The sequence below is a fragment of the Ignavibacteriales bacterium genome (assembly GCA_016214905.1).
Classification (GTDB): Bacteria; Bacteroidota; Ignavibacteria; order UBA10030; family SZUA-254; genus PNNN01.
This window is the reverse complement of the sequence record JACRMQ010000005.1, coordinates 24,664-36,599: the sequence shown is the minus strand read 5'-3', so window position 1 is coordinate 36,599 and position 11,936 is coordinate 24,664. Positions and strand designations below refer to the sequence as shown.

General features: G+C 38.0%; 10 protein-coding genes. All 10 read left to right on the top strand.

Features of this window, described 5'->3' with window-relative positions:
• The first annotated feature begins 8 nt into the window (after window positions 1-8).
• The 10 genes from HZB59_02985 to HZB59_02940 all read left to right on the top strand — a co-directional run bounded on the left by HZB59_02985 (window position 9) and on the right by HZB59_02940 (window position 11,777).
• A complete protein-coding gene (locus tag HZB59_02985) occupies window positions 9-959 on the top strand; it encodes a glycosyltransferase family 2 protein (protein MBI5020378.1) in 951 nt (316 codons plus the stop codon).
• Between the two features lie 321 nt (window positions 960-1,280).
• On the top strand, window positions 1,281-2,159 hold the full coding sequence (locus HZB59_02980) for a glycosyltransferase (protein ID MBI5020377.1): 879 nt from the start codon (window positions 1,281-1,283) through the stop codon (window positions 2,157-2,159).
• Entirely contained in the window at window positions 2,156-3,256 is a 1,101-nt protein-coding gene (locus HZB59_02975; protein ID MBI5020376.1) for a glycosyltransferase, read from the top strand. Before HZB59_02980 ends, HZB59_02975 begins: the two co-directional genes overlap by 4 nt.
• Window positions 3,257-3,329: 73 nt before the next feature.
• Entirely contained in the window at window positions 3,330-4,484 is a 1,155-nt protein-coding gene (locus tag HZB59_02970; protein MBI5020375.1) for a glycosyltransferase family 2 protein, read from the top strand.
• A 10-nt stretch (window positions 4,485-4,494) separates the two neighbouring features.
• Entirely contained in the window at window positions 4,495-5,883 is a 1,389-nt protein-coding gene (locus tag HZB59_02965) for a sugar transferase (GenBank protein MBI5020374.1), read from the top strand.
• Window positions 5,884-7,563, top strand: coding sequence for a hypothetical protein (locus tag HZB59_02960; GenBank protein MBI5020373.1), 1,680 nt, complete (start codon window positions 5,884-5,886; stop codon window positions 7,561-7,563).
• A 30-nt stretch (window positions 7,564-7,593) separates the two neighbouring features.
• Window positions 7,594-8,310, top strand: coding sequence for a polyprenol monophosphomannose synthase (locus tag HZB59_02955; protein MBI5020372.1), 717 nt, complete (start codon window positions 7,594-7,596; stop codon window positions 8,308-8,310).
• A 7-nt stretch (window positions 8,311-8,317) separates the two neighbouring features.
• Window positions 8,318-10,327, top strand: coding sequence for a glycosyltransferase (locus HZB59_02950; GenBank protein ID MBI5020371.1), 2,010 nt, complete (start codon window positions 8,318-8,320; stop codon window positions 10,325-10,327).
• On the top strand, window positions 10,324-11,277 hold the full coding sequence (locus HZB59_02945) for an acetyl-CoA carboxylase carboxyltransferase subunit alpha (protein MBI5020370.1): 954 nt from the start codon (window positions 10,324-10,326) through the stop codon (window positions 11,275-11,277). The genes HZB59_02950 and HZB59_02945 overlap by 4 nt, the downstream gene beginning before the upstream one ends.
• Before the next feature lie 71 nt (window positions 11,278-11,348).
• On the top strand, window positions 11,349-11,777 hold the full coding sequence (locus HZB59_02940; GenBank protein MBI5020369.1) for an acyl-CoA thioesterase: 429 nt from the start codon (window positions 11,349-11,351) through the stop codon (window positions 11,775-11,777).
• The last annotated feature ends 159 nt before the right edge of the window (window positions 11,778-11,936 follow it).

Here is an 11,936-nt window from a genome sequence, read left to right as displayed (position 1 = left end):
TATCGATAATGGATTTATCAATTATTATTGTTAATTTTAACACAAAAGATTTATTAATCTCTTGCTTGGACTCTATTCATAAATATGGTCAAGGAATTAGATATGAAACGATTGTTGTTGATAACAATTCAAGTGATGGTAGTGTATCATTGATTGAGAATAAATTTCCATGGGTAAAGGTAATTAGAAATAATAAAAATGTAGGATTTGCATCGGCAAACAATATCGGGATAGCAAATTCATCGGGAAGATACATCTTGTTTCTAAATTCAGATACAATAATTAACACTGGAGTATTAGATAGTTCAGTTAAGTACTTAGATGAAAATTCGGATGTTGGCATACTTGGTTGTAAAATATTAAATCCTGATGGAAGCGTACAATCATCTGCGAGAGATTTTCCGACAATTTGGACTCTTTTTTTAGAAATGCTTGCGATTTCTAAGTTTTTATCGCATACCGGCTGGTTTCGAAATCCTTGGGTAACCGATTATAATCGAGAGCAAGATGTTGAAATTGTCAAAGGTGCATTTTTACTTACTCGACGGCTTATAATAGATCAATTAGGCGGATTTGATGAAAGATTCTTTCTGTATTCCGAGGAACAAGATTTTTGCTTTAGGGTAAAAAAGCATTGGAGAATTGTTTATTGGCCGCACGGATCGATTTACCATTATGAAGGTGGAAGTAGTACAATAAAAGAATATTCAGCCAGATTCATGCTTTATACCAGTGAAGTAGAATATTATAGAAAACACTATGGATTCCTATACGCCTTCATTGCATACCTAGAAATGTTCTGTGCAGTTGGATTGCGTGTTTTCATATGGGCTTTGGCAATCTTAGTGAGTCGCATAACAACAAAGAATAATTTCAATCATGTAGAAAAATTTAAATATTACTGGTACTCCCTCAAACATTTGATCAGAATTAATCCATTTATTTTTAAAAATAAATAACTATACTTTGTATTTTAAAAAGTTCTCATGCTTCAAGATCGCGACATAATAATTTTTGGTGATGACTGGGGTAGGCATCCGTCAACAATCCAGCACATTGCTCGCGTTTTATCAGTGTCTAACCGTATATTATGGGTTAGTTCATTGGGGTTGCGGTCGCCACGCTTTCGCTTTTATGATTTTAAAAGAATAATAGAAAAATTTAAAAATATTGTTTCAACAAATCCTAAAAAATTAAATCATAACAACATTATCGAAATACATCCGTTCATTTTTCCTTTTTATGATATTAGGTTAATCAGGTGGCTAAATAATTTTTTATTGAAGAGAAAAATCCTTCTCAAAATCGAAGAACTTAATTTCTCAAATGTTATTTTATTGGTATCTACTCCTGTTGCATGTGATATCGTTGGAAAATTGCGGGAAAAATCAAGTTATTATCTCTGCTTCGATGATTACAATCGATTTGATAATGTGTTCAAATCTTTAAATGAGATGGAAAAAAAGATATTAAATCTGGTTGATGGCTGTTTTGCTGTCTCCGATACACTCTTACAAACCCGACGATGTAAAACCGGTGAGAATCACTTTCTTCCTCAGGGGGTAGAGGTGGAACATTTTCAACAAACAACTGTGGCTATACCGGAACGAATAAAAAATATTAAAAAACCAATCGTCGGTTTTTTTGGTTTGATTACTACCTGGGTGGATATTGAACTTGTTTTTAAATGTGCGAAAGCGTATCCATCGGTTTCGTTTGTACTGATTGGCAGAGCGACTGTTGATATTGGGAAATATTCACGGTTGGAAAATTTTATTTACCTTGGTGAAGTTTCTTATGATGAGCTTCCAAACTACGCACGTTTATTTGATGCTGGAATTGTTCCTTTTGTTCTAAACGAATTAACCATCGCTTCAAATCCTATTAAAATACTTGAATATCTTGCGCTGGGGTTACCGGTAATATCAACTAATCTGCCGGAAGCTAGAAGATTCGGTAATTCTATTCTTATCGCTGAAGACGACAACGAATTCATTTCTCTTATAGACGTTGCTTTACGAAGAAATAGTTTGGAAGAAAAAGAAGAAAGGCGTATGATAGCACGAAAATATTCTTGGGATGCTATCGGTGAATTATTGTCACAAAAAATAGAAGAAATTGAAAATAAAAAGTTGTTAAACAAAAAATTAAACAATTGACTCCATCGCCAGATACAAATAAATCAACGAAAACTCGTTTACTTTACATCGGCTTAAAATACGATTACGGAAAACCGGAACTCGGTTTCAGTTACGAGTATTTCAATTTATATAATTCTTTAATCCGTTCCGAAAATTACCAAGTTGACTTCTTCCCGTTCGACGAAATTATGCGCGATATTGGCCGGGATAATATGAACAAGCGACTGATTGAAACTGTTCATGAGTTAAAACCGGATTGCTGTTTTTTCGTTTTGTTCACAGATGAGATTAAGAAGGAAACCATCCAAACGATTACAGAGAAGTCGGGCAGTATTACTTTTAATTGGTTTGGCGACGATCATTGGAGATTTGAAAATTATTCTAAGCACTGGGCGCCATTGTTCGATTGGATCTCTACTACTGATAGCCTATCGGTCGATATGTATCAAAGAATTGGTTGTAAAAATGTCATCAAGACTCAATGGGGTTTCAACCATCATCTATATAAGAATCATGACGTAGTTAAAGAGCATGACGTTACTTTTATCGGTCAGTCTCATTCAAACAGGAAGCGGATTTTACACCAATTAGAGAAAAACGGCTTGAATATTAAGTGCTGGGGTAAGGGTTGGGAAAATGGTCGATTGAATCACGAGGATATGGTAAAAATGTTCTCACGCAGTAAAATCAATTTGAACTTTACCGAAAGTTCGATCGTCTTTGATTGGAAACCTATAACAAAAGTATTCATTAACCGCCGCGCCGATGATTCTCTGCACTTTAATTCTCCGCTTCAAATGTTACGAAATATAAAAGTGTTAACAGGCAAGCGGCGACATCAAATTAAAGGGCGTAATTTCGAGATCCCGGGTTCCGGAGGATTTCTTTTAACCCAATACGCGGATAATCTTGATGAATATTTTATTCCCGGGAAAGAGATTGCAGTATTTTCGGATACCAATGATTTAAAAGATAAAATAAAATATTATCTTAGTAACGATGAAGAACGCGAAAACATTCGCCAAGCGGGATTTCAACGGGCGTTGCGTGATCATACGTATGAGAAAAGGTTTGTTGATATATTTTCCAAGATTGGGCTTTTAACTAATTTATGAAATCAATTATGTTTCAGGTTTATATAATAATGCGCTATAGATTGGTTGCTGCTATGTTTAGAAAGAAGATTTGATGCGGGCAATCGAAATTATACTTTGGTGTTCAACCGGAATTGTTTTGTACACTTATTGTATCTATCCTATTATTGTTTTTGTCATTTCTTTGTTTAAAAAGCGAGTCAACAGTTTTGAGAACAAGGAATATCTGCCAACAGTATCGGTTGTTATCTCCGTGTATAACGAAGAAAATATTCTTTCCGAAAAATTTAATAACATATTTCTTCTCGATTACCCTAAAGACAAGATCGAATTCATATTCGGGTCTGATGGTTCGAATGATAAAACAAATTCTATTTTGTCTGGCATTTCAGTATCTAATATAAAGGTTGAGAAATTCCAAAAGCGCACCGGTAAAGCAAACGTATTAAATAAGCTGATTCCCGGAGCAAACGGAGAAATTATTGTATTCTCAGATGCAAATACGATGTACGATAAATTATCGATTAGAAAACTTGTAAAACATTTTCAAGATCCGTCGATTGGCGGCGTTTGCGGCGAACTCCGTCTTCAGATAAACAAGAAATCAGTCGGCGAGATTGGTGAAACTTCATATTGGCAGTATGAAAGTATTTTAAAAAAATTGGAGAGCCGATACCAAACATTACTTGGAGCGACAGGTGGAGTGTATGCGATCCGTAAATCTTTGTTCAAGCCATTACCGGTATCAAAAGCAATTGTGGATGATTTTCTGATTCCTATGGAAGTTGTAAGACGCGGATATAGAATATTGTATGAGCCGGAGGCGATAGCATACGAAGACTCTGCCGGTACGGTAATCGGAGAATTCCATAGAAAAGTAAGAATTGGTGCATCGAATTTTAATGGTATTTCTGAGTTCATCGATCTGCTAAATCCAAAGTACGGCTTCATAGCGTTCGGGCTTTGGTCTCATAAAATTATTCGTTGGTTTGCTCCGTTTTTTCTATTGGCAATCTTGATTTTATCGTTAATATTGGCGCTGAAATCGGAGTTTTATGGTTTGTTATTTTATATTCAGATTGTCTTTATGCTTACGGGTGCAATCGGGTTTTTGTTTGAAAAGAAAAAAACCGGTTTAGGTATTTTAGGATTTCCTTATTATTTTATTGCAATGAACTTAGCACTTTTCATAGGATTTTTTAAATCAGTAATGGGTTTACAACGTTCAACATGGGATATAAAGCGTTAATATAATTAGCATGAGCGAAAAAATCAGAACTATATCAATCGATCTGGTCGCTGTATGTTGTGCCTGGTTGTGCTATTATCTTTTCCGAATTAAAAGCGGATGGCTCACATATTCGGTAGAACCCGATTTTATTGTTCCGATGATTGCAGTCGGAATATTTTGGCTTATTATATTTTTCTTTTTCGGACTCTACCGCCCTTGGTACGCGAAATCTCGTTTCGATGAATTTGCAACTATATTCAAAGCGACAACATTCGGAGTGTTATTTTTATTCTTCGCTATTTTTATTGACGATGGTGGTGTTGGCTCGCCACTTAAATCGCGGTTGCTCATTCTATTGTATTGGGTGTTAATGCTCACTTTTGTCGGCTCAGGACGTTTTTTAATGCACACATTTCAGCGTCGTTTGCTGATGGCTGGAATCGGTTTACGGAACACTCTGATCGTCGGTTGGTCGGATAGAGCACGCGAGCTTTTCAAATCCGTGAAAAATTCTCCAGCCCTCGGATATAAAATCATCGGGATTGTTCCGGTTACCAACGGAAAAAATGATTCTGAATACGATGGTATCCCGATAAAAGGTGTAATCGAAGATCTCCCAATGTTTGTTGATGAGAGTAATGTGAGAGAGATACTTATAGCTCTCGATTCTTCTGAGCACGATAATCTGCTTCGCATCATTGCCACATGCAATACGCGGGCAGTCGGTTTGAAAATTATTCCCGACCTATACGATATAATAAGCGGACAGGCGCGAACAAATCAAATCTATGGTTTCCCGCTTATCGAAATAATGCCCGAGATAATGCAGCCATGGGAGCGGGCAATCAAGAGAACGCTCGATATTTTATTCTCTGCGATTGTACTTTTAATTGGATTGCCTATTTGGATTCTTGTCGCAATTGCAATCAAAATTGATACTAAAGGTCCGGTCTTTTACACTCAGGAGCGGGTTGGAAAAGATGAAAAGCATTTCCCGATTATTAAGTTCAGAACAATGTTCGCTAATGCCGAAAGTGAATCAGGTCCGGTCTGGGCAAACAGGCAAGATCCACGCGTTACGCGTGTCGGTAAAATTTTGCGCAAACTGCGTGTCGATGAAATTCCACAACTCATTAACATTTTAGATGGAAACATGAGTTTGGTAGGTCCACGACCGGAGAGACCTTTTTTTGTTGAACAGCTTTCAAAGGAAATTCCACTTTACAAACGACGGCTCAAAGTGCGCCCCGGTATAACCGGTTGGGCGCAGGTTAAGCACAAATATGATGAAAATATAGAGGATGTTAGAAAGAAAGTCCAGTATGATCTTTTCTATATTGAGAATATGTCGCTGAGAATGGATTTTAAAATACTTCTCAATACAATCACGGTAGTGTTATTGGGGAAAGGACATTAAATGAGATTTGGGATTTGGGATGTGAGATATTCGATGTTCGATATTCGATTGTTAAGAAGATTATTAATCTGGTTATGGACAATGATCATTGTTGTTAGTAACGTTTCGTTATCTCAGATTGAAAATGTTCCGGTGAATAATCAGGTGTACGAATTTTTAGATAGGATGGGAGTGAAAGGAATTATTCCGCTTTATTCAAATACGATGATTCCAATTTCGAGAAAAGAAGTTGCAGAATATCTGATCAGGGTTGATGAACAAAGGGATAAGCTCAATAACACAGAGGTTGAATATCTGGATAAATTCAGAGAAGAATTTATGCATGAGATAAATCCCTCCGATGAGAATCCTGCTGTTTTGTTCGGTGGAAGCTCATTCGAGAATCTTGTTTCCGATAAAGAAAAATATCTTTATGATTTCAGAGATTCCACGATTTCTTTTTATATGGAATTTATAGGTTCATTGGAACATCGGCAGATATCCGGTGATAGTTACGGTGCGGCATATTCAACATTCGAGGAACACGGCGGCAGAATCCGCGGGACGATTAAGAATCGGTTAGGATATTATTTGCAAGCGACGAACGGAACAATGTATGGTAACAGAGAATTCGCATTATCAGATCCGCGGTTGAAGGGGAATGTTAAACTAAACGATCTTGATTCGCCATATTTCGATTTTACCGAAGCTTATCTTCGTGCCGATCTCGATTGGTTCAATCTTGAGTTCGGCAGAGAGCATAATATGATCGGAACAGGATATTCCGACCGCCTGCTTCTTTCTTCGAACGCGCCTGTTTTTGATTTTTTGAAATTAGATTTCCAATATAAATCGTTCCGATTTTTGTTCATGCAAGGATCGCTCGTCGATCAGATGTCGGCATCGAATAAATATCTCGCTCTTCATCGCGCTCAATTTTCACTGTTTAATGTAATGAATGTCGGATTATCGGAAATGATCCTTTACCAAAGGAACTCGGTTGATTTTGCTTATATGAATCCGATTAATTTCTATAAATCATCGGAACATTCACTTCGCGATAAAGATAACGCATTTTTAAATTTCGATCTTGAAGTATTCCCTTTTGCCGGTTATAAATTTTACGGCACCTGGCTTATCGATGATCTGGATTTCAAAAAAATGGGAACCGGTTGGTGGGGGAATGAATTCGGCTGGCAGGGTGGTTTGATTGCGACTGACTTGGCAGGATTTGAAAATATCGACGGTTTTATCGAATATACCCGTTTGGAACCGTACGTTTACAGTAACCGAATATCCGGCAATTCATTTACGAATAACTCAATCGGTTTAGCTCATCACCTGCAACCGAATTCCGATGAATTAGTTTTGCAATTTGCATATCGCCCAAATAAACGGCTGCGGACATGGATTGGTTTTGGAAAATCGCGCCACGGTGAAAACAAAATTATCGACGGTATAGTTTTAGAAAATTATGGCGGCAATATAGACCATGGTCACCGCCAATACGATTCAGAAACAGCAAGGTTTTTGGAAGGAGATATGGAAACAACATATCGTTTTCAACTGAAAGCTGTATATGAACCGTTAACGAATTTCTTCATCTCGGGCCTGTATGAATATCAACAGATAGAAAAAAATGTTCTACATCTGATTGAAAACGATCATTATGGTTCGATCAGATTATGGGTAGAATATTAATTTAAACAATCATCAATTGAGATCTTCTCTATGCCAAAAACACTCGTAGTAACACCGACTTATGATGAAGCGGAAAACATTGAAAAATTTATCGGACAGGTTCTTGGAGAATCCCCTGAAATTGAAATTCTCGTTGTCGATGATAACTCGCCGGATGGGACCGGGAACATAGTTGAGAAATTAAAAGCACAAAACCCGCGCATTCATCTGATTCGCCGCGCAGGCAAAATGGGTTTAGGAACCGCGTATGTTGCCGGTTTCAAATACGCGATCGAAAATAAATTCGATTTTGTTTGTGAGATGGACGCTGATTTTTCTCATAGCCCCGACGAGCTTCCAAACTTTATCGATAAAATTAAGAGTTGCGATCTTGTGATCGGTTCACGCTATACAGATGGTGTACGCGTAATCAATTGGCCCATCAGACGTTTGATCTTAAGTTACGGCGCGAATGTTTACACACGTGTAATAACCGGGATGCCGATAAAGGATGCAACCGGTGGTTTTAAATGTTTTCGCAGACAGGTCTTAGAGGCGATCGATTTGGATAAAATTCATTCTAACGGTTATGCATTTCAGATCGAAATGAATTATAAAGCATGGAATAAAGGATTTAAATTATCCGAGCATCCGATAATATTTATGGACAGGCAATCCGGGGTTTCTAAAATGTCGAAGAAGATCGTTTACGAAGCTGTTTTTATGGTTTGGAAATTAAAGTTTCAACAAATATTCGGGAAACTTTAACACGGCGATGCAGGTTTCGGTAATCATAGTAAATTACAATGTTCGCGCGTTCTTAGAAAATTCTCTGAACTCCGTATTGAAAGCGCTCAAAGGTATCGACGGTGAAATCATCGTTGTCGATAACGCGTCGGACGATGGAAGTATCGAGATGGTGAGGCAAAAATTCCCGCAAATCAATTTAATGGTAAACAATAAAAATGTGGGATTTGCGGCGGCTAACAATCAGGGTATTCGTATATCCAAAGGAGAATATCTTCTACTACTGAATCCCGATACCATACTTCAAGAGAATACAATTAAGATAATGTTGAATTTTCTCGAAAGAAATAAGGATGTAGGATTAGCAGGATGTAAGATACTCAATCCGGATGGATCATTACAACTTGCCTGCAGACGCAGTTTCCCATCACCCTGGGTTGCTTTCACGAAAATTATCGGATTAAGTAATCTTTTTCCACGTGTTCCGCTTTTCGGGAAATATAATCTTGAATATCTTGACCCGGAAAAATCTTATGAAGTCGACGCAGTTAGCGGATCGTTCATGTTCGTGCGACGGAAAGTAGCGGAAGAAGTTGGCGGACTTGATGAGCAATTCTTCATGTATGGGGAAGATCTTGATTGGTGTTACCGCATTAAAGAAGCCGGATGGAAAATATATTATGTACACGAAACCCAAGTGATCCATTACAAAGGAGAAAGTGTACGGCGCAGCAACATAGATGAAGTGAAATTGTTTTACGAAGCAATGCGGCTGTTTGTGAAAAAGCATTTCTCCAGGGGGATAATCTCCACGGGATTGTTAAGTTTCGGAATTGCCGTCAGAGAATTAGCCGCGTTGATCAGTAAATCGATCCGCCAATTGCAGGCGCCGATATCGGATTTTGTTTTTGTGAATTTATCTTTATTGGTCGGAGAATATATTTGGTTCGGAGAAATATTACATTTCCCTTCTCACGCATACCCGGTTATTTTTATCGTTCCCGCTTTAATCATAATCAGTTCGATGTATTTTTTCGGCATTTACACAAAGCGGAAATTATCGGCAACACATGCGAGTGGCGCGGTGATATTCGGGTATATAATACTTTCAGCGTTGACATTCTTTTTCAAGCAATACGCTTTCAGCCGGATGGTCGTTGCAATATCGGGAGTCCTTAATTTTTTCCTTTTACCCGGATGGCGGTTGATCGCTCGTTCCATTTTGAAATCCCCTGAACATCAAAAAAGGAGTTTGTTCGGGCGCAGAACTCTTATCGTTGGAGTCGATAAAAAAGGAGAGGAATTGCTGCGCAAACTTCGAACACGCGTTGATGACGGTTACGAAGTGGTGGGATTTATCGATATGTCTCGAAAATATATCGGAGAGCAAATTTCCGGAGTTGAAATTCTCGGAAGTATTGACAATATTGGTAAGATTATCGAAGAAAAAAGAGTTTCAGATGTGATATTTTCAACAGATTCGCTTCCTTATACAGATATTCTAACGGTGATCGCGCGCGGCACAAACAGAGCTGTGAACTTCAGAATGGTTCCAAGCAGTCTCGATGTCATAGTTGGTAAAACGCATATCGATGAGCTTGATGATATACCGCTGGTTGACATCGATTATAATATCAATAAAACGTCCAGACGCATTCTGAAAAGAATATTCGATATAATAATCGCCGGTATTTTATTATTGTTAGTTTATCCGTTTATTTTAATTCGTAAAAAATCGTCAGCCCCGTTGGGAAAATTTGGAAAAACAATTATATTAATTCCTGATGTGATGAAAGGAAAATTGAGTCTGGTTGGGCCTCCTAATTATTTATTATCTTCAGATGATAATAAAATGCATGAGTATTGCGGGAAATACGGTGTGACAGGACTGGTTCAATTAAATTATCGAAACGACCTTACAATCGAGGAGATTGAAAATTATAATTTGTATTACGCGAAGAATCAATCGTTGATTCTTGATTTTGAGATTTTGATTAAGACGATAACTATGATAATAAAGAAGGAAAGAAATTACTGATGGCAAAAACGGTACTAGAATTTGAAAAACCGATTATTGAGCTGGAGAAAAAGATAGCGGAGATGAAAAAATATTCCGAGTCGCTGGATCTCGGCGAGGAAATAACCACGTTGGAAGAAAAAGTCAATCAACTCCGTAAATCTGTGTACGAAGGATTGACTCGCTGGCAAAAAGTTCAACTTGCTCGTCATCCTGATAGGCCTTATACCCTCGACTATATAAATATGATGACAACCGATTTCATAGAACTTCATGGTGACCGCTCGTTCCGTGATGATAAAGCGGTTGTGGGCGGACTTGCATTTTTGGGGAGTGAACCGGTGATGATAATCGGGCAGCAGAAAGGTCGTGATACAAAATCAAACGTTTACAGAAATTTCGGGATGATGAATCCCGAAGGTTATCGTAAAGCTTTAAGATTGATGAAGCTCGCGGCAAAATTTAAACGTCCAGTAATTACTCTTATCGATACGCCGGGAGCTTTCCCGGGATTGGAAGCGGAAGAACGCGGACAAGCTGAGGCAATTGCGAGAAATTTATTCGAGATGTCGCATTTACCTGTTCCTATAGTGATTGTCATTATCGGTGAAGGAGCGTCTGGTGGCGCTCTCGGTCTCGGTGTTGGCGATAGAGTTTTAATGATGGAAAATACATGGTACTCTGTTATTTCTCCGGAGTCATGCTCAAGCATTCTATGGAGAAGCTGGAACTTTAAAGAACAAGCTGCCGAAGCATTGAAACTAACCGCTCCCGATTTACTTGCACAGGGGATTATTGACAGGATAGTGCCGGAACCACTGGGTGGCGCTCACAGAAATCCGCTGCAAGCGGCAGAAATTCTAAAAGGAATTTTGTTGGAAGAAATTTCGAAATTAAAAAAACTTAAAACTGATAAGTTAATCGAAAAACGTGTAGAAAAATTTTCTAAGATGGGCGAGTATGAAGAATAATGCAAAATTAAAAAGTAAAAAGTAAAAATATCAATAACTCATAACTCATATTCCACATCCCACAACTATCGATGGTCTCCATTGACACTAAAATTCGCGTTCGTTATGCCGATACAGATCAGATGAAGATGGTGTATCATGCGAAATATCTCGAATATTTTGAGCAAGGGCGCTCCGATTTATTGCGCGAAATAGGGATTCCGTATCCGAAAATTGAAGGAATGGGAATTTATTTACCGGTCATAGAAGCTCATGCGAGATTCCTCAAAGCGGCAAGATACGATGACCTTCTTAATGTTAAAACAATGCTCACGGAAGCGCCTCAAGCGCGCATCACTATTGAATACGCAATCTTGAATGCGGACTCTAACGAGTTACTTGTTGCCGGTTACACGAAACACGGTTTCATAAATGCGCTGACCGGGAAGCCGACACGCGCACCGAAAATATTTCTTGATGTCGTATCAAAATTGTTTTCCGATACACTTAAAAATAGATAAGGAGAAAACGAGATGCTATCTCAGGAATTGTTAAAAATAATCTGCTGCCCGAAGTGTCTCGATGACCTTGATTATAATGAAAAAGAAAATCAACTCAAATGTTTAAAATGCGATAAGATTTATAAAATCGAAAATGATATTCCAATATTAATAATTGAT

Excerpts from the sequence above, each read along its gene's own strand:
- HZB59_02985 (MBI5020378.1), top strand. The coding sequence starts at position 9 with ATGGATTTATCAATTATTATTGTTAATTTTAACACAAAAGATTTATTA.
- HZB59_02970 (MBI5020375.1), top strand. The coding sequence starts at position 3,330 with ATGCGGGCAATCGAAATTATACTTTGGTGTTCAACCGGAATTGTTTTG.
- HZB59_02965 (MBI5020374.1), top strand. The coding sequence starts at position 4,495 with ATGAGCGAAAAAATCAGAACTATATCAATCGATCTGGTCGCTGTATGT.
- HZB59_02960 (MBI5020373.1), top strand. The coding sequence starts at position 5,884 with ATGAGATTTGGGATTTGGGATGTGAGATATTCGATGTTCGATATTCGA.
- HZB59_02955 (MBI5020372.1), top strand. The coding sequence starts at position 7,594 with ATGCCAAAAACACTCGTAGTAACACCGACTTATGATGAAGCGGAAAAC.
- HZB59_02950 (MBI5020371.1), top strand. The coding sequence starts at position 8,318 with ATGCAGGTTTCGGTAATCATAGTAAATTACAATGTTCGCGCGTTCTTA.
- HZB59_02940 (MBI5020369.1), top strand. The coding sequence starts at position 11,349 with ATGGTCTCCATTGACACTAAAATTCGCGTTCGTTATGCCGATACAGAT.